Annotated in this window: 17 protein-coding genes; 9 read left to right on the top strand and 8 right to left on the bottom strand. The window is 64.9% G+C overall.

Features of this window, described 5'->3' with window-relative positions; genetic code table 11:
• Positions 1 to 79 precede the first annotated feature (79 nt).
• Positions 80 to 565, top strand: coding sequence for an Mpo1 family 2-hydroxy fatty acid dioxygenase (locus ACCQ15_RS02370; protein WP_014089180.1), 486 nt, complete (start codon positions 80 to 82; stop codon positions 563 to 565).
• A 25-nt stretch (positions 566 to 590) separates the two neighbouring features.
• Here the strand turns inward: ACCQ15_RS02370 and ACCQ15_RS02365 are convergent, their stop codons facing one another.
• Positions 591 to 1,493, bottom strand: coding sequence for an NAD-dependent epimerase/dehydratase family protein (locus ACCQ15_RS02365; protein WP_372381171.1), 903 nt, complete (start codon positions 1,491 to 1,493; stop codon positions 591 to 593).
• 166 nt (positions 1,494 to 1,659) lie between these two features.
• Between ACCQ15_RS02365 and ACCQ15_RS02360 the strand changes: the two genes are divergently transcribed.
• Genes ACCQ15_RS02360 through ACCQ15_RS02335 form a run of 6 tightly spaced genes read left to right on the top strand, consistent with a single transcriptional unit; the run spans position 1,660 to position 7,603 of the window.
• The gene (locus ACCQ15_RS02360; protein ID WP_372381170.1) at positions 1,660 to 4,488 is read left to right on the top strand and encodes a monovalent cation/H+ antiporter subunit A; all 2,829 of its coding nucleotides are present in this window, start codon (positions 1,660 to 1,662) and stop codon (positions 4,486 to 4,488) included.
• Positions 4,488 to 4,862, top strand: a complete 375-nt coding sequence (locus ACCQ15_RS02355) for a Na+/H+ antiporter subunit C (protein ID WP_122273372.1) — start codon at positions 4,488 to 4,490, stop codon at positions 4,860 to 4,862. The genes ACCQ15_RS02360 and ACCQ15_RS02355 overlap by 1 nt, the downstream gene beginning before the upstream one ends.
• Positions 4,859 to 6,403: a monovalent cation/H+ antiporter subunit D gene (locus tag ACCQ15_RS02350; protein ID WP_372381169.1), complete on the top strand. Its 1,545-nt coding sequence runs from the start codon at positions 4,859 to 4,861 to the stop codon at positions 6,401 to 6,403. The genes ACCQ15_RS02355 and ACCQ15_RS02350 overlap by 4 nt, the downstream gene beginning before the upstream one ends.
• Positions 6,400 to 6,906, top strand: a complete 507-nt coding sequence (locus ACCQ15_RS02345) for a Na+/H+ antiporter subunit E (protein WP_008575552.1) — start codon at positions 6,400 to 6,402, stop codon at positions 6,904 to 6,906. The genes ACCQ15_RS02350 and ACCQ15_RS02345 overlap by 4 nt, the downstream gene beginning before the upstream one ends.
• Positions 6,903 to 7,187, top strand: coding sequence for a K+/H+ antiporter subunit F (locus ACCQ15_RS02340; protein ID WP_218492454.1), 285 nt, complete (start codon positions 6,903 to 6,905; stop codon positions 7,185 to 7,187). The genes ACCQ15_RS02345 and ACCQ15_RS02340 overlap by 4 nt, the downstream gene beginning before the upstream one ends.
• Positions 7,184 to 7,603, top strand: coding sequence for a Na+/H+ antiporter subunit G (locus tag ACCQ15_RS02335; RefSeq protein WP_184422754.1), 420 nt, complete (start codon positions 7,184 to 7,186; stop codon positions 7,601 to 7,603). The genes ACCQ15_RS02340 and ACCQ15_RS02335 overlap by 4 nt, the downstream gene beginning before the upstream one ends.
• A gap of 339 nt (positions 7,604 to 7,942) precedes the next feature.
• On the opposite strand, the gene ACCQ15_RS02330 is transcribed toward ACCQ15_RS02335, so the two are convergent.
• Positions 7,943 to 8,566, bottom strand: coding sequence for a hypothetical protein (locus tag ACCQ15_RS02330; RefSeq protein ID WP_041469981.1), 624 nt, complete (start codon positions 8,564 to 8,566; stop codon positions 7,943 to 7,945).
• A 165-nt stretch (positions 8,567 to 8,731) separates the two neighbouring features.
• Between ACCQ15_RS02330 and ACCQ15_RS02325 the strand changes: the two genes are divergently transcribed.
• A complete protein-coding gene (locus ACCQ15_RS02325) occupies positions 8,732 to 9,283 on the top strand; it encodes a hypothetical protein (RefSeq protein WP_008575544.1) in 552 nt (183 codons plus the stop codon).
• Between the two features lie 322 nt (positions 9,284 to 9,605).
• Here the strand turns inward: ACCQ15_RS02325 and hmgA are convergent, their stop codons facing one another.
• The 3 genes from hmgA to hppD form a co-directional block, all read right to left on the bottom strand.
• On the bottom strand, positions 9,606 to 10,925 hold the full coding sequence (hmgA, locus tag ACCQ15_RS02320; protein ID WP_372381168.1) for a homogentisate 1,2-dioxygenase: 1,320 nt from the start codon (positions 10,923 to 10,925) through the stop codon (positions 9,606 to 9,608).
• An 85-nt stretch (positions 10,926 to 11,010) separates the two neighbouring features.
• Complete coding sequence (locus ACCQ15_RS02315; protein WP_011346146.1) at positions 11,011 to 11,403, bottom strand: endonuclease domain-containing protein; 393 nt, start codon at positions 11,401 to 11,403, stop codon at positions 11,011 to 11,013.
• Between the two features lie 178 nt (positions 11,404 to 11,581).
• Complete coding sequence (gene hppD, locus ACCQ15_RS02310; protein WP_008575541.1) at positions 11,582 to 12,697, bottom strand: 4-hydroxyphenylpyruvate dioxygenase; 1,116 nt, start codon at positions 12,695 to 12,697, stop codon at positions 11,582 to 11,584.
• A 122-nt stretch (positions 12,698 to 12,819) separates the two neighbouring features.
• Here hppD and ACCQ15_RS02305 point away from each other — a divergent pair, with 122 nt between their 5' ends.
• A complete protein-coding gene (locus ACCQ15_RS02305; protein WP_008575539.1) occupies positions 12,820 to 13,308 on the top strand; it encodes a MarR family winged helix-turn-helix transcriptional regulator in 489 nt (162 codons plus the stop codon).
• 372 nt (positions 13,309 to 13,680) lie between these two features.
• On the opposite strand, the gene ACCQ15_RS02300 is transcribed toward ACCQ15_RS02305, so the two are convergent.
• From ACCQ15_RS02300 to ACCQ15_RS02290, 3 genes are all read right to left on the bottom strand, one after another.
• Complete coding sequence (locus ACCQ15_RS02300; RefSeq protein ID WP_008575538.1) at positions 13,681 to 14,271, bottom strand: thioredoxin family protein; 591 nt, start codon at positions 14,269 to 14,271, stop codon at positions 13,681 to 13,683.
• An 11-nt stretch (positions 14,272 to 14,282) separates the two neighbouring features.
• Positions 14,283 to 15,803: a peptide MFS transporter gene (locus tag ACCQ15_RS02295; protein ID WP_011346143.1), complete on the bottom strand. Its 1,521-nt coding sequence runs from the start codon at positions 15,801 to 15,803 to the stop codon at positions 14,283 to 14,285.
• Positions 15,804 to 16,052: 249 nt separating this feature from the next.
• Entirely contained in the window at positions 16,053 to 16,949 is an 897-nt protein-coding gene (locus ACCQ15_RS02290) for a tryptophan 2,3-dioxygenase (RefSeq protein ID WP_008575535.1), read from the bottom strand.
• Positions 16,950 to 16,982 lie beyond the last annotated feature (33 nt).

The raw sequence follows: 16,982 nt of genomic DNA, 5'->3' as shown, positions 1-16,982 counted from the left end.
CGCCACCAAGGCGTGGCGAGGGCACATCTGCCATGGCGCCATCCGCGCGCGTATGCTTGGATCATTCCTGGGAGGGAACATGAGCCAAAGCACCACGACCGCGCGACCGATCGAGCGCTATTTCGCCAGCTATTCCGACGATCATCAAAACGCGACCAATCAGCAGATCCACGTGCTGGCGGTGCCTGCCATCCTGTGGTCGGTGGTGGCGCTGTTGTGGTGCATCCCGGTCGGCGGTAGCTGGTTCAGCAGCGGCGTGTGGGCCGCGCTGTCGATGTTTGCGGCGTGGTCGTACTACAACCGGCTGTCGCGCCCGCTGGGGCTGGGCATGCTGGGGATCTTTTTCTTCTTCGGCTGTGTGTGCCGGTTGATCGAAGGCCGCGTCGGGCTTGGCGGCCTGTTCACCACCGCGCTGACGGTGTTCGTGCTGGCGTGGATTGCGCAGTTCGTCGGCCACAAGATCGAAGGCCGCAAACCGAGCTTCCTGACCGATCTGACCTATCTGCTGATCGGGCCGATCTGGGTGCTGGCCAAGGCGTATCGCCAGCTGGGTTGGCGTTACTGAGCGTCGCCGACAGACCAGCCAGGCCTCACGCGCCGATCCCGAGCTCTTCGGGCAGTGGGCGAAATGCACGCGGCGCATAGCCGAAATCGCGGCGTGCCGGCTCCAGATCGAATACCAGGTCCTCGCGCATGCGCTGTAGCGCGGCGGCATTCAAGCCCCGCAGGCGGCCCAGGCGTTGCGCTGCGGTGAGTGCAAGACCGAACAGGCTCGGCGGCACCTGGTACAGACGTGCAGGCCGTGGCAGCGCTTCCAGTACGCGCTCTACCATCTGCGTGTACGCCAGCACTTCGCCGCCGCCCACGGCATAACTGCGCTGCTGGGTGGCCGGCTGGCCAACCACCGCCAGAGCGGCGCTGGCCAGATCTTCCACATGCACGGGCTGGCGAAGGCCAGTGGCGTTGGCGGGCAGTACGAACGCGCCGGTGCGCTGCGCCAGCCCGGCGATCTGGGTCAAGGTTTTGTCGCGTCCCGCGCCGTAGACCAGGGTCGGCCGCAGCACGGTGGCGCTAGCGCCACGCGCACGCGCGGCGGAAAACAGCACCTGTTCGGCAGTGGCCAGACGCTGGGCCACGTCGCGCTCGGCCGCGTCGATGGAGTGTTCCTTGACCTCAACGCTGGTGGAACCGAACGCCACGATACGCGGCGCTACCACCGGGTTTTCGGCATACCAGCGTGCGAAGTGGTCCAGCGGACCACAGCTGAAGATCACCTCGAACGCCTCGCCGGCAGCTGCCGGCACAGCCAGATCGCCCTGCCGCCAGACCAGTCCGGAGCGCGCTGCGCGCGGCTGGCGCGACCACGCCGTCACCTGCCATCGGCTGCTCAGCAGGCGGGTCAGCAAGCGCTCGCCGATTTGCCCGCTGCCGCCGAAGACCAGGGCGCGCGGCGCAGATGCAGCGGTGGACGGAGCGGGATTGGCGGCAGTCACGGGGCAATTATCGATGCATGCATGCCTGCAGCATAGCGAGTGCGGCATTGCGATGTGCAGCCCAGTGGGGCCGATGGCAGGCCATGTGCGCTGGCGGCGTTGACGCGGACGTCAGTCAACGGTTTGTTAAGCTCTCGGGCCTGCTCGCGAATCTTGTGTTCCCTGCATGCCTTTCTCGTTGGAAATTCTGCTGGCGCTGCCATTTGTCATGGCCGCTGCCGCTGCGCTGCTCTGGCGCGCCTCCCGTTCGATCACTGCGTGGTTGGCTGCGGCCGCGCCGTTGGCCGGGCTGCTGGTGCTGGCGCTGTTGACGCCCGCGGTGCTGCGCGGCGAGGTGATTGCCAGCGAGCACGCGTGGCTGCCGCAGATTGGCCTGATGTTTTCGCTGCGGCTCGATGGCCTGGCCTGGATGTTCGCACTGCTGGTGCTGGGCATCGGTGCGCTGGTGGTGCTGTACGCGCATTACTATTTGAGCGCACGCGATAGCGCGTCGCGCTTTTTTGCCTATCTCTTGCTGTTCATGGGCGCGATGCTCGGCATGGTGTTGTCGGGCAACCTGCTCTTGCTGATGGTGTTCTGGGAACTCACCAGCATCAGCTCGTTCCTGTTGATCGGTTTCTGGTCGCACCGCAAGGACGCGCGCGAAGGCGCACGCATGGCCTTTGTGCTGACTGCCGGCGGCGGCCTGGCGTTATTGGGCGGCGTGTTGATGATCGGCCGCATCGTGGGCAGTTTTCAGCTCGATGCCGTCCTGGCCGCCGGCGATGTGATCCGCGCCAGCCCGCTGTATCCGTACGCGCTGGGCTTGGTGTTGCTGGGCATCTTCACCAAGAGCGCGCAGTTCCCGTTCCACTTCTGGTTGCCGCACGCAATGGCGGCGCCCACGCCGGTGTCGGCGTATCTGCATTCGGCCACGATGGTGAAGGCCGGCGTATTTTTGCTGGCGCGTTTGCATCCGGCGCTGGCCGGTACCGATCTGTTTTTCTATACGGTGACCAGCATCGGCGCGATCACGGTGCTGTTGGGCGCCTGGCACGCCATCTTTCAGCACGATCTCAAGGGCGTGCTGGCGTACTCGACCATTTCGCATCTGGGCCTGATCACGATGCTGTTCGGCCTGTCCACGCCGATGGCGGTGGTGGCCGGCGTGTTTCACCTCATCAACCATGCGGTCTTCAAAGCGTCGTTGTTCATGGCCGCCGGCATCATCGACCATGAGACCGGCACGCGCGACATGCGCAAGCTGGGCAATCTGCGCCGGTTGATGCCGGTGACCAGCGCGCTGGCCATCACCGCTTCGCTGGCCATGGCCGGCATTCCGCTGCTCAACGGCTTCTTGTCGAAGGAAATGTTCTTCGCGGTTGCGCTGGATACCGAAGCGCCGCAACTAATGCGCATCCTGGCCAGCACCGCTGCGCTGCTGGCCGGCCTGCTGGGCGTGGCGTACAGCCTGCGCTTCGTGCACGACACGTTCTTCGGCGAAGGCCCGCGCGCGCTGGACACCACGCCGCACGAGCCGCCGCGCTGGATGCGGATTCCGGTCGACGTGCTGGTACTTACCTGCGTGGCGGTGGGCATCGTGCCGGCATGGACAGTGGCGCCCGTATTGCGCGCCAGTGCCACCGCGATCTTGGGCGACCGGCTGCCCGACTACAGCCTGGCGCTGTGGCATGGCGTCAATTTGCCGCTGGCGATGAGCGTTGCCGGCATCGTCGGCGGTGCGTTGTTGTACGTGGCGCTGCGCCGCACGCTGGATCTGTATGCAATCCAGAACCGTTCGCCGGGAAAGGCACTGTTCCAATGGAACCTGCGTGCCTTGTTCAGTGCCACCGCACGCATGACCGACGCCGTCACCAACGGCAACCTGCAGCGCATGTTGATGCTGCTGGTGCTAAGCGCGGTCGTGGTGGCGCTGGTGCCGTTCCTGCAAGGCGGTGCATTGCCGCAATGGCCTGCACCCATGCCAATGCCGGCGCTGGGGTGGATGGTGTGGCTGTTGATGATCGCATGCGCCCTGGGCAGCCTGTTCCTGTACAAGCAGCGCCTGTTGGCGGTGCTGGTGCTCGGCGGCACCGGGCTGGCGGTCAGCCTGACGTTCGTGTTCTTGTCGGCGCCGGATCTGGCGCTGACGCAGTTGCTGGTGGAAATGGTCACGCTGGTGCTGATGCTGCTGGCGATGAACTACCTGCCCGAGCGCTCGTTGCCCGAACGTGCGCGGCTGCGCAAGATGCGTGATGCCGCAATTGCCATTGCCGGCGGTGCCGGTCTTGCGGCGTTGGCGTATACCTTGATGACGCAACCCAGCCATTCGGTCGCCGGCGAACTGCTGCAGCGCGCCTTGCCCGAAGCGTATGGGCGCAATGTGGTCAACGTAATTTTGGTGGATTTCCGGGGCTTCGATACCTTTGGCGAGATCACCGTCTTCGCCATCGCCGGGCTGGTGGTGCACGCCTTGCTGCGCCGCGCGCGCATGGCACCGGAGCGCACCATGCCGGGGCCGCCGATCAAGTTGCCGGTGCCGGCCGATCTGGCGCAGATCATGTTCCCGCTGACATTGACGGTGTCGCTGTTCCTGTTCCTGCGCGGGCACAACGCGCCGGGCGGCGGCTTCATTGCCGGGCTGGTGTTGGCGGTGCCATTGCTGATGCAGTACGTGATTCAGGGGACGGCCTCGGTGGAGTCGCGCTTTGGTTTCGACTACATCCGCCTGATCGGCATCGGCTTGTTGTGCGCGCTGGTCAGCGGCGCCGGCTCGCTGGTGTTCGGGCTGCCGTTCCTGAGCAGCGGACATCTGGAAATTCCGCTGCCGCTATTGGGCGAGCTGGAACTGGCCAGTGCGCTGGGCTTCGATACCGGCGTGTACCTGGTGGTGTTCGGTGCGGCGATGTTGATGCTGTCGATGATGGGCACGATCAAGCCCTCGCGTACGCGCAGTTCGCAGCGCGGCGAGATCGACCCCACCCAACGTTCGACACGCACCGCGGAGCAGCATTGATGGAATTGGCAGTGGCAAGCGCGATCGGCGTCCTCACCGCACTGGCGATCTATCTGCTGCTGCGCGCGCGCAGCTTCGATGTGATCCTGGGCATGACCTTCCTGTCGTATGCGACCAACCTGCTGATCTTTGCCGGTGGGCGCTTGCGCAGCGGCCAGCCGCCGGTGTTGCGCGACGGCGTGCCGGCCGAGCTGATGCATCACACCGATCCGCTCCCGCAGGCCTTGGTGCTGACCGCCATCGTGATCGCGTTTGCGATGACAGCGGTGAGCCTGGTGCTGGCGATCCGCAGCCGTAGCGACAATGGCAGCGACCATGTGGATGCGCACGAAGATGCCGCGACCGGCACGGATACGCGGCAGGCCCGGCGATGAACCATCTGCTGATCCTGCCCATCCTGATCCCGATGCTGGGCGCGTCGGCATCGTTGTTCGTCGAGCACCGTCGCTATGGGCCGCGCGTGCAGCGCAGCGTGGCGTGGGTCAGCATCGCCTTGTTGGCCGCGGCGGTCATCGCCCTGTTCGCACGCGCGGCCGACGGCCAGATCCTGGTCTATCTGCTCGGCGACTGGCCGGCGCGCATCGGCATCGTGCTGATGGGCGACCGCTTGTCGGCGTGGATGCTGCTGACGACCTTGATCCTGGGCTCTGCGTGCCTGCTACATGCATGCGCAGGCTGGGACCGGCGCGCACCGCATTTCCATGCATTGTTCCAGTTCCAGTTGATGGGCTTGAACGGCGCATTCCTGACCGGCGACATCTTCAACCTGTTCGTGTTCTTCGAGGTGATGCTCATCGCCTCCTACGGCCTGCTGCTCAGCGGCGGGCGCGGGTTGCAGATGCGGGTGGGCCTGCATTACGTGGTGTTCAACGTGTGTGCGTCGACGTTGTTCCTGATTGCGCTGGGCCTGCTGTTCGGTGTGTTCGGCACGCTCAACATGGCCGAGCTGTCGCAGCGCATTGCCGATCTGCCGGCGCAGGACGTGCCGTTGGCAAGGGCCACGCTGGGCTTGTTGCTGCTGGTGTTCTGCAGCAAGGCCGCGCTGCTGCCGCTGTATCTGTGGCTACCGGAAACCTATTCGCGTGCGCCGGCGGCGGTGGCTGCATTGTTCGCCATCATGACCAAGGTGGGGTTGTACGCAGCGCTGCGGGTATCGTCGTTGTGGTTCGGCGCCGGTGCCGGCGCGCTGCACGGCTTCGGTCGCCACGCGCTGTTGTGGCTGGGCATCGCGACGCTGCTGATGGCCGCGTTCGGGGTGATGGCCGCATCGCGGCTGCGGGTGATGGTGTCGTACCTGGTGGTGTTTTCGGCAGCGACCTTGTTCATCGCGTTTTCGCTGGACGATGCCGGCGCACTGGGCGCGGGGCTGTATTACCTGCCGCACAGCAGCTTTGTCGCCGCTGCGTTGTTCATGGTCTCTGACCTGATCCGCCGTCGCCGCGGCAGTGCCAGCGACCGCAAGGAAGTAGTGGCGCCGCTGCCGGGGCGGGCCATTCCGGGCACGATGTTCATGATTGCCGCGGTGGCGGTGGCCGGGTTGCCGCCACTCTCCGGATTTCTGGCCAAGGCCGCATTGCTGCAACACGTGCCTGAAGGGCTGGTCGGGCCGGTGTGGATCGCGGTGCTCGGCAGTAGCCTGCTGATCGTGATCGGCCTCACCCGCGCCGGCGTACGCTTGTTCTGGCGGGTGCCGGCGGCGGCGGAAAATGCGCCGGAACTGCAGCCGCCGCGGCGTGGCCGCATGCGTCCGGTGGAGACCGCCGCCACGGTGCTGTTGCTGAGCGGGCTGGTTGCGATGACCGGCGCCGCAGGTCCCCTGATGCATTACACCGATGCGGCCGCTGCGCAGTTGCGCGACCCCGGCGCGTATGTTGACCAGGTCCGCGCCACCACGCCGCAACGGAGGCAGCCATGAACACGCGTCTGCCACTGCGTCGCCGCCTGTTTCCCTCGCCGCCCTTAAGCGTGACGGTCTTCGTGTTCTGGCTGCTGCTCAGCGATAGCTTCGGCCCGCAGCAATGGGTCCTGGGCATGCTGCTGGGCGTGGTGGTACCGATCTTTGCAGCGCGGCTGGACCGCGAGTTCGCACAGATCGGCTCGCTGCGCTCGGTGCCGCGCATGCTGCTGGTGGCCGCGGGCGACATCGTGCGCTCCAACATCAAGGTCGCTGCGCAGGTGCTCGGGCCAGAATCGCGTATCCATCCCGGTTTCATCTGGGTGCCGCTGGACATCGCCAACATCCACGGCATTGCCGCGTTGACCAGCATGATCACGCTGACCCCGGGGACCGTCTCGGCCGCGCTGTCGGACGACCGCAAATATCTGCTGGTGCACGTGCTGCATCTGGACGATCCGCAGGCCTTGATTGCCGAGATCAAGACCCGCTACGAAAAGCCCCTGATGGAGATCTTTCCATGACCGGCCACATGTTCATCGAATCGACCATCGTGATCTGCATGCATGCGGTGGGCCTGGCCATCCTGATGGCCTTGTGGCGGCTGCTGCGCGGGCCGACCGTGCCAGACCGCATCCTGGCGCTGGACACACTCTCGGTCACCTCCATTGCCGAATTGATGCTGCTGGGCATGTACCTGGATTCGCCGATCTATTTCGAGGCGGCCCTGGTCATTGCGATGCTCGGCTTCGGCAGCACCGTGGTACTGAGCAAGTACGTGTTGCGGCGGAGTATCGTCGAATGATCGCCCTCACCGAATACTTGCTCAGCGCCTTGCTGCTGGCGGGCACGTTTTTCATCCTGATCGGCGCTTTCGGCCTGGTGAAGCTGTCGGACTTTTTCAAGCGCCTGCATGCACCGACCAAGGCCAGCACGCTGGGCGTGGGCTGCGTGTTGCTGGCTTCGGTGGGCTACCATCTGTTTCTCGGCGTGGACCCGCAGCCGCGCGAATTGCTGATCACCGTGTTCCTGTTCATCACCGCACCGATCAGCGCGCACTTGATGGCCAAGGCAGCGCTGTCGCTGATGATGGAAAACCGCCCGGAAGTACCGAACCACGGCGACGCGCAGCAGGAAGGATTGCCGCAGGTCAAAGGCGATCTTGGCGAGAACGAAGAAACCGAGAAGCAGCATCCGGGGCCTGCGTCCGAGGATGGCTAAGGCGTTGCTGCCCGGCGTGGATTGTTTGCCGATCAGGTCCGGTTGCTGCTCAGAACCTTCTCAACGGCGCAACTGGCTGAGCCGGTCGCCGGCACATGGGGCATCGACTCACGAGCGCTCACTTCGTGCGTTCGCCAACCACGGATGGGCATGCAACTGCAGTGTGGCGCGACTCAACAACCACGCGCGGCGCTGCGCCACCGTTGCGCAGAGCGATTCTGCGACCGCCCACCATCGCTAACCGGCGCGACGCATGGGCCGCAGCAGGAATGACACACCCTCCGCTAGCGCAGGATACAAACGCCTGCGCAAGACGACACCGCCATCGCACCTTGCATGTCAGCCGCAGCCTTCGACGTAATCCACCTGCGGCGGCTTGCCCACGCGCCAGCTGGTGACTTTGCCGTCTGCATCGGTCTCGAATACCAGCGCGGTCTGCGTGGCAGCGTCGGGGAGACGCAGCGTCAGCGCGCCTGGAATGTACTTATGCGGCTGCTCGGTCAGGCCGTCGGGGTACAACGCACGCAGCTGCGCCAATGTCATGCCGACCTTGCCGCCGCCCGGCGCCGTCTCTTTCGCTTCGTTGGTCTGCAAGCGCACCAGTTGCCCGCCTTCGAACATGAAGCCCAAGCGACGCGCATCGCTGGCCCACCGTGGGCGCAGCAGGTAACAGCCATTATCGGGTGCCGCCTCGCCCTGCAAATCGCCACCCCAGGCAGCCCGCGCCTGGCTGGCATCCATCCCAAAGCGCAAATCGCCATAGCCATCCATGCGCGCAAGCGCAGCGGGGTCCTGCTGGGTGCGCGGTGGAAATGTGCCAGCTGGCGCCGTGGCCGGCGGGACAGTGGCCGCCGGTTGGTCGTCAGCGGCCGCAACCGGTGCGTGCTCGGCGTTGGCGGGCGCGGCCGGCGCGGGCGATTGGTCGGCGCGGTTGCAGCTGGTCAGTACGAGCAATGCGCTCATCAGGCCCAATAGTCTGGATGTCATCTGCGCGTTTCCTAGAGTTGCAGTACAGCGTACACAGCCACCATCGCGACCATGTGCAGAGCGTGGCCACACACCGTCGCCGCCATGTCATCGGCGCTTCATTGGCGGGCGTCACGCTATTGGCTTCGCAGGACCGCCGCCATGATCCCACGCAAGACCGAGCTCGCCCTAACCACGTTGCAATCGCACCGCAGCCCGCTGACGCTGCTGCAACGGCGCGCGTTGATCCTGGCCGACGGCCAGCGCGATCTGGCCACGCTCGCCATGCTGCTGGGCGGCGACGGCACAGGCTTGGTGCAGAGCCTGTGCGCGATGGGGTATCTGGATCTTGGACCCGCTGCAGGCGGTGCTGCGGGTCAAACGCGCACGGCAGCCACTGCCGCGCTGCCCGATGTGCACGAAGCACCCGTGGCCCTACCGGACGCAGGGCCCAGCGAAGAAGAGCTGCGGCGCCTGCGTCGCCGTGCAGCGACCAATGCACGCCTGTATTTGCTCGATATCCTGCAGTTGCAACGCAATGCCCTTGCCGCTGCGCTGCATCGGCAACTGCACGCCGCGCGCGACGACGATCAGATCCGCACGACCATCGCCGAGGCGTTGCACGCGCTGCCGCAGATCACCTCGGCGAGCTACGCCGAACGTGTCCGTACACGGATCGGCGAGCTGCTGCCGGAGACCTTGCAAGCCGCGTGATACATCCGCGTGATCTGGCAGTGGTGGCCAGCGCGCGCCGACCGGCTCGTGCCGAGTCGCTCAACATGCGCAGGGGCTGGAGCCGAGCGCCGCATCACCGCAACGGCAGCAGCCCGCGCACCCACCGCTCGCATCATATCGCTGGCGCGCTGACAGAGCAGCTGCAGTCCGGCTTGGGAGCGTCGGACAACCTGCCGCTCAGCCGCCAGGTGCAGCCGGCTGGTACTCGGGGCAGGCATCCGGCCGCCCTCCACTCCAGGCACCGTGTGCCTGAGCATCGTCCGCACCATCTGCCAATTGCTTGCGAGGTCTTGGCCGCGCGCTAGGTTGCGTCTTCCGTTGTCGGCGGTTGAAACGCAGCGCGCAATCCGGACCAGCACTGCTGGTAATCGGCTTGCCGATGGGCGGCGTTCAATGCCTGCTGCGTAGGGCGCAACACCGCGCGCGTTTCGAACATGAAGGCCATGGTGTCGGCGATCACGTCCGGGCGCGTGAGATCTGCCTGTGACGCCTTGTCGAAGGTGGCCGCATCCGGGCCGTGCCCGCTCATGCAGTTATGCAACGAGGCGCCACCGGGCGCGAAGCCTTCGGCCTTGGCATCGTAGACGCCATGCACCAGGCCCATGAATTCGCTGGCGACGTTGCGATGGAACCACGGCGGGCGGAAGGTGTGCTGTGCCACCAGCCAACGCGGCGGGAAAATCGCAAAATCCATGTTCGCCGTCCCGTGCGTGTCGCTGGGCGAGGTCAGCACGGTGAAGATGCTGGGATCGGGATGATCGAAACTGATCGAGCCGATGGTGTTGAAGCGACGCAGGTCGTAACGATAAGGCGCGTAATTGCCGTGCCAGGCGACGACATCCAGCGGCGAGTGACCGATGTCGGCACGCCAGAGATGGCCCTGGAATTTGGCCACCAGTTCGAACCTGCCTTCGCGTTGTTCGAAGGCGGCGCGAGGGGTCTGGAAATCGCGCGGATTGGCCAGGCCATTGGCGCCGATCGGCCCCAGGTCCGGCAGGCGCAGCAGGCCGCCGAAGTTTTCGCAGACGTAGCCACGCGCTTCACTATCGAGCAGTTCCACCCGGAAACGCACACCGCGCGGTATCACGCCGATCTGTTGCGGCTCTAGTTCAAGCACGCCCAGTTCGGTGCAGACCCGCAACCGGCCAAGCTGCGGCACCAGCAGCAGCTCGCCGTCGGCGTCGTAGAAGAAACGATCGCGCATGGAGGCGTTGGCCGCATACAGATGCACGGCCACGCCGGTCATCGCCTCCGGGCTGCCATTGCCGGCCATGGTGTACAGGCCATCGACGAAATCGGTGCGCGTGGCCGGCAACGGCAACGGCAACGGACTCCAGCGCATCTGATCCGGCGGCACCGGGCCGCCGCCGAAGTCGTTGTGGAGCCGAGACTGCTCGATCAGCGAGAAACGCCCATGCACCGCTGCCGGACGAATGCGGTACAGCCAGCTGCGCCGGTTCTCGCCGCGTGGCGCGGTGAAGGCGGTGCCGGACAACTGCTCGGCGTACAGGCCATGCGGCACGCGCTGCGGTGAGTTCTGCCCGACCGGCAGACTGCCGGCCACCGCCTCGGTTGCGAACTCATTGCCGAAGCCGGTCATGTAGGAAGTCTGGTCATGCATGGGCATGGGCTCTTCGGTTGCGGCACCACCGTTGCAGGGAGGTGCGATGGTTGCAGGGAGGTGCGATGTTAGAGAAACGCAATGTTCAAGCCCCTCTCCCACCGGGAGGGGGGTTGGGGTGAGGGTACGGCGTCGCGACTATCGTGAAGATCGCCTCAACCACAGCATCCAGCGAAAGCAGCACATCGTTATTCCAAAAGCGCAGCACGATCCAGCCTTTCGATTGAAGCCACCGCGTCCTTGCCTGATCGAAGGATGCCTGATGCTGCGATCCGTCCAACTCAACAATCACCTTAGCTTCAATGCAACAAAAGTCTGCGATGTACGGTGCAATCGGATGTTGCCTTCGGAACTTGAAGCCTTGGAGCTGATTCCCACGCGGACGGCGCCAAAGTGCACGCTCTGCCTCGGTCATGTGGCGACGCGATGCACGGGCGTGGGCACGGGTGACGGTAGGCAATGGCGGTTTGATTTTCATCGCTCCACCGTACCCTCACCCCAACCCCTCTCCCGTGGGGAGAGGGGCTTCAAGCACGTCCGTTTTCATGGGCTTTTCTTATCAGACAGCCTGGTCTTGCTGAGGTGGCGCTCGAGGGTCTTGCCCCAAGCGAATCCCCAATCCCGAATCCCGAATCACCAATACCCAATCCCCGCCCTCAAAGCACCCCGCGCTTGATCTGATCGCGCTCGATGCTTTCGAACAGCGCCTGGAAATTGCCTTCGCCAAAGCCTTCATTGCCCTTGCGCTGGATGATCTCGAAGAAGATCGGGCCGATGCAGTTGGTGGTGAAGATCTGCAGCAGCTTGCGCTGCTTGGTATCGGGGTCGGCGTCGATCAGGATCTTGTTGCGGCGCAGGCGTTCGACATCTTCGCCATGCGCGGGGATGCGCAGGTCCACCACATCGAAATACGTGTCCGGCGTATCCAGGAAACTCACGCCGGCGGCGCGCATCTTTTCCACGCTGGTATAGATGTCGTCGGTAAAACAGGCGATGTGCTGGATGCCTTCGCCCTGATACGCGTCCAGATACTCGTTGATCTGGCTCTTAGGGTCGGAGGATTCGTTGAGCGGGATGCGCACGATGCCGTCCGGCGCAGTCATCGCCTTGGACACCAGGCCGGTCTTGGCGCCCTTGATGTCGAAATAGCGGATCTCGCGGAAGTTGAACAGGCGCTCGTAATAGTCCGACCAGCGCTGCATGTTGCCGAAATACAGGTTGTGGGTCAGGTGGTCGATGAAGGTCAGTCCGAAGCCGGCCGGGTGCTGGTCGGCACCGTCGATCGGCTCGAAATCGGCGTCGTAGATACTGCCGGCCTCACCGTAACGGTCCACCAGGTACAGCATGCAATCGCCGATCCCCTTGACCACCGGCGCCGGAACCGCGCGGGTGTCGGGCTTGTTCTGCACGGCTTCACCGCCGTTGCCCAGCACCGTCTGCAGCACGGTCTCGGACGGGGTGCGGAAGCGGATGGCAAAGCCGCAGGCGCAGGGGCCGTGCGCGGCGGCGAAATCGGCAGCGAACGAATCGGGATCTTCGTTGAGCAGGAAGTTGACCCCGCCCTGGCGATAGACGGTAATGGGGCGGCTGCGGTGACGCAGCACCGCGCTGAAGCCCATCTTGCGGAAATAATCGTGCAGCTGTTCCCCCTGGCCGGCCGGTGCGGCGAATTCGACGAACTCGAAGCCGTCGATGCCCATCGGATTGTCGAAGGTGGTGACCTGCATGCCAGGATCGGGGCGGGTTGCAGTGGTGTTCGGTTGTGCGCTCATCTTCGTTTCTCCACGCTTGGGGGGCCGCAGGGCTATGCGGAGTAGCAGAAGACCCGCGAGAATGCGCAGGCCACCCTCGGTTTGTAGTTGCAAATGAAACCAAAATCAAGACACAGTGCAACATGAGCGATCTCGACAGCCCGCATCCGCCGCAATATCCCGTGCTGCTCAACCTCGAGCAGTTCCTGCCGTATCGCCTGAGCGTGCTGTCCAACCGGATCAGCAGCAACATCGCCAAGGTATACGGCGATCGTTACGGCATGGCGATTCCCGAGTGGCGGGTGATCACGATCCTGGCGCTGTATCCGGGTTCCTCGGCCAGCGAGGTCTCCGACCGCACGGCGATGGACAAGGTGGCAGTCAGCCGCGCCGTGGCGCGCCTGCTGGAGCGCGGCTTCATCCGCCGCGAGACCCATGGCGACGATCGCCGCCGCTCGATGCTGGCGTTGTCGCCAGCCGGGCGGCAGGTCTACGAGACCGTCGCGCCGCTGGTCAACGAGATGGAACAACGGCTGATGTCGGTGTTCAGCGCCGAAGAACAGCAGGTCCTGGAAACGCTGATCGACCGGCTGGCCAAGGACGGGCTGCCGCGCATGGCCAGCAAGGACTGAACAGCGCTACGCCGGGAGCCAGTGCGTGGTGCCTTGGCGCCGCGCAGGATCGGATCCGGTTGCAATCGGCGCTGGCGCATGGCGCTGGCGCAGCACTGGCCTGGATGCCGTGCCGCGGCGCTGTCGCGTGATTTCGATAGATTGTCGGCGCGCTCGGAAACGACTGTTCGCTGGCTCGCAAATCGCGCATTGACGCAGGGCATCGCATGCCGGTGTGCGCCGCCGTCGCCAGCAAGGCCTCATCACATCGCGCCAGGGCTGCGCGCGTGGAAGTCACAGGCTGAGTTCGCGCCGGGCGATAGCCATCGGCACGATGCAAACAAAAATCCCCGCAGCAATGCGGGGGTTTTTGTGTGACGTGTTCGCGCAACGTCAGGCCTGCGGTGGCGCCCACTGCTTGAGGAAATCGAACAGCTTCTTGCGGTCGAAACCCTCGCCCTTGCGCAACTCCGGGCCGGACTGCGTGGTCAGCAGCTTGCCGTCGCTGTCCAGCACCAGCAGCGACGGGGCGTCGTTGAGCTGGGCGAACGCCGACAGGAAGGCAGCGTTCTCGTTGGCTGCATCGCGGTTGACCTTGACCACCACGAAGTGCGCGTCGCGGAAGCTGCGCAGCTCCGCATCGCCGCCCATCAACTCGTCCAGCGCCTTGCAGGGCTCACAGGCGGCATTGCCGACATTGAGCACGATGCGCTTGCCGCCGCGCTTGGCCTCGACCTTGGCCGTCTCCAGATCGGCCGCCGGATCGCGCGAGGGGTCGTATTGCGCATTGAGCGCAGCGGCCGCGGCGATGTCGGCCGCGGTCGGCGTGTTGCCCGAAGACACCGGCTGGCTGGGATCGGCGCTGGGCGGCTTCTGCATCGAGGTATCCAACGGCTTGGGCGCCTCCTGCGGGCTGCTGGTCTGCCCGCAGGCGCTCAACAGACCGGTCAGCAGCAGGCCACAGACAAGGGGTTTGATCGGCATCGCTGTTCTCCTCACTTCACACCATGCATCAATTTATTGATCAGCGGCGCGATCAGGAACAGCAACGCGCCGGCGCCCACCAGCGCCCAGAACCCGAACGTATACCCACCCAGCGCCGAGGACACGCTCATGCCTTCGTTTCCGCTGACATGGCCGGCGAAAATGCCCGACAGGTTGTTGCCGATGCCGGTGGACAAAAACCAGCCACCCATGCCGAAACCGACCAGGCGTACCGGGGCCAGCTTGGTCACCATCGACAGGCCGATCGGCGACAGGCACAGCTCGCCGACCGACTGGATGACGTAGACCATGAACAAGGTCCAGAACGGAATCTTGCCGGCGTCGTTGACCAGGCTGGACAGCGCAAACATCAGCAGCAGGAAGGCCAGGCCGTTGAACAGCAGGCCCAGGCCGAACTTGCGCGGAATCGACGGATTGAAGCGGCCGGACTTGACCCAGATCCACGCGATGACCGGTGCCAGCGCAATGATGGCGATGGAGTTCACCGACTGGAACCACGCGGTGGGGAAGGTCCAGCTGCCGAAATTGCGGTTGACGATGTTGTCGGCCAGGAAGGTGAACGAGCTGCCGGCCTGTTCGAAGAACATCCAGAACAGCACGTTGAAGGCGAAGATGATCAGCATCGCGATCACCTTGTCGCGCTGTACCTTGCCTTCACGGATGCCTTCCACCAGCAGCATCACCGACAGGCCGATGAACAGCACCGTCAGCACGATCTGCAACACGTCCGCACCGACGGCGAGCAGGAAGTACACGCCTGGAATCGCCAGCAGGCAGCCCACCAGCACCATCAGCACGCGGCCCATGCCCTGCGCGTTGGGCGCCGGTGCGCCGATGCCCTTGAGCTGGACGCGGCCGAACCAGAACCACACCAGGCTGATCAGCATGCCCACGCCGGAAGCCATGAACACCATCTTGTAGGACGGCATGACTTCAGTGCCGAAGACCTTTTCGGCCAGCAACTGGGTCAACACCGGCGAGATCATCGCGCCCAGGTTGATGCCCATGTAGAAGATGGTGAAGCCGCTGTCGCGGCGCGGATCGGCCACCGAATACAGCTTGCCGACCATGGTGGAAATGTTCGGTTTGAACAGCCCGTTGCCGACCACCACGGTGGCCAGGCCGATCTCGAACATGGTGTGGTCGGGAATGGCGATCAGGAACAGGCCGGTCGCCATGACGGCCGCCCCGACCAGGATGGAGCGCTGGTAACCGAGCACGCGGTCGGCCACGTAGCCGCCGAAGATCGCCGCCGCGTACACCAGCGCCAGGTAGGCGCCATAGGTCCGCCCCGCCGGCGCCTGGCCGGTGGCATCGCCATTGAAGAACTGCGCCACGATGTACAGCACCAGCGCCCAGCGAATGCCGTAGAACGCAAAGCGTTCCCAGAATTCGGTCATGAACAGCAGCCACAACGGCCGGGGGTGGCCGAGCAACGTGGGGAACTCGGGAGGCGCCGGCGGCTGCGGCGGTGTGGAGGCGGATGTCGGCGCGGTCGCGTCAACGCTCATAGAGGTCCCTTGCGTATTCAGTGATGGCTGGGTGCACCGAGGCGAGCCCGGGCGACGCGCGAGGATCACTTAGACGTCATGTACGCGTCAAATTCGCCGGAGTCAGCTGCCTGATGGCCGTGGGTGGAGTTGGCGGAATTTGGCCGCGTGCTGGGGCACCGCGGGCCGGTGTGAGATCGCGCCGGCCCTGTTCCGAAAGCACACGCGCTTGCGTGCGCTTGCCTTGCCCTTGCGCATGCCTGGCCTTGCTCAGCCCTGCGCGGCGTCCGGGGCGCCTTGCGGGGGGCGGCCGTCCACGCCCACCGAGGTGCGCACGTCGAACAGTTCCGGGAAGAACGTCAGCGCCAGCGCCTGCTGCAGGAAGCCGACGCCGCTGGAGCCGCCGGTGCCGCGCTTGAAGCCGATCACCCGCATCACCGTGCGCATGTGGCGGAAGCGCCACAGCTGGAACTGGGTTTCCACATCCACCAGGTCCTCGCACAGCGCGTACTCGCGCCAGTAGCGGTCGGTGTTTTCGTAGATGCGCTCGAACACCGGCCGCAGGCTGTCGTCGGCCACGTGTGCGGCGGTCCAGTCGCGGGCCTGGTAGTGCTGCGGAATCGCGTGACCGAAGCGCGCCAGATAGCGCAGGAACTCCTCGTACAGGCTGGGTGCTTCCAGCGCCTCACGCAGCCGCGCCTGGCCGTGCGGGTCGTAGGCGAACACCTGCAGCATCTGCGGGTTCTTGTTGCCGAGCAGGAACTCGATGTAGCGGTATTGCAGCGACTGGAAGCCCGACGACGGCCCCAGCACGTCGCGAAACCCCATGTATTCGCTCGGGGTGAGCGTTTCCAGCACCGACCACTGCTCGGTCAGTTGCCGCAGGACCTGCTTGCTGCGCGCCAGCACCTTGCGGCATTGCCAGACTTCGTCGCGCTGCAGATGCACGATGGCCGCGCGCAACTCGTGCGCCAGCAGCTTCAGCCACAGCTCGGAGGTCTGGTGCTGGATGATGAACAGCATTTCATCGTGATGCGCCGGCTCGGACAGGGGCTGCTGCGCAGACAGCAGTTGATCCAGCCGCAGATACCCGCCGTAGGTCAGCCGCCCCTCCAGGTCGGTGTGGATGCCAGGTTCCAGGTCACGCAGGTTCTTGTCGACGGGCATGGCATCGCGCTGAAGATCGGGCCACGCAGGGTA

It is taken from the genome of Xanthomonas sp. NCPPB 1754 (assembly GCF_041475725.2).
Lineage (GTDB): Bacteria > Pseudomonadota > Gammaproteobacteria > Xanthomonadales > Xanthomonadaceae > Xanthomonas > Xanthomonas euvesicatoria.
Note: the sequence above shows the minus strand (reverse complement) of the source record. Positions and strands in the feature narration are given on the sequence as shown.

Coding starts and splice junctions, on each gene's coding strand:
- ACCQ15_RS02315 (WP_011346146.1), bottom strand. CDS start 11,403: ATGAAAATCAAACCGCCATTGCCTACCGTCACCCGTGCCCACGCCCGT.
- ACCQ15_RS02360 (WP_372381170.1), top strand. CDS start 1,660: ATGCCTTTCTCGTTGGAAATTCTGCTGGCGCTGCCATTTGTCATGGCC.
- ACCQ15_RS02305 (WP_008575539.1), top strand. CDS start 12,820: ATGAGCGATCTCGACAGCCCGCATCCGCCGCAATATCCCGTGCTGCTC.
- ACCQ15_RS02325 (WP_008575544.1), top strand. CDS start 8,732: ATGATCCCACGCAAGACCGAGCTCGCCCTAACCACGTTGCAATCGCAC.
- ACCQ15_RS02355 (WP_122273372.1), top strand. CDS start 4,488: ATGGAATTGGCAGTGGCAAGCGCGATCGGCGTCCTCACCGCACTGGCG.
- hppD (WP_008575541.1), bottom strand. CDS start 12,697: ATGAGCGCACAACCGAACACCACTGCAACCCGCCCCGATCCTGGCATG.
- ACCQ15_RS02290 (WP_008575535.1), bottom strand. CDS start 16,949: ATGCCCGTCGACAAGAACCTGCGTGACCTGGAACCTGGCATCCACACC.
- ACCQ15_RS02295 (WP_011346143.1), bottom strand. CDS start 15,803: ATGAGCGTTGACGCGACCGCGCCGACATCCGCCTCCACACCGCCGCAG.
- ACCQ15_RS02300 (WP_008575538.1), bottom strand. CDS start 14,271: ATGCCGATCAAACCCCTTGTCTGTGGCCTGCTGCTGACCGGTCTGTTG.
- ACCQ15_RS02340 (WP_218492454.1), top strand. CDS start 6,903: ATGACCGGCCACATGTTCATCGAATCGACCATCGTGATCTGCATGCAT.
- ACCQ15_RS02345 (WP_008575552.1), top strand. CDS start 6,400: ATGAACACGCGTCTGCCACTGCGTCGCCGCCTGTTTCCCTCGCCGCCC.
- ACCQ15_RS02335 (WP_184422754.1), top strand. CDS start 7,184: ATGATCGCCCTCACCGAATACTTGCTCAGCGCCTTGCTGCTGGCGGGC.
- hmgA (WP_372381168.1), bottom strand. CDS start 10,925: ATGCATGACCAGACTTCCTACATGACCGGCTTCGGCAATGAGTTCGCA.
- ACCQ15_RS02350 (WP_372381169.1), top strand. CDS start 4,859: ATGAACCATCTGCTGATCCTGCCCATCCTGATCCCGATGCTGGGCGCG.
- ACCQ15_RS02370 (WP_014089180.1), top strand. CDS start 80: ATGAGCCAAAGCACCACGACCGCGCGACCGATCGAGCGCTATTTCGCC.
- ACCQ15_RS02330 (WP_041469981.1), bottom strand. CDS start 8,566: ATGAGCGCATTGCTCGTACTGACCAGCTGCAACCGCGCCGACCAATCG.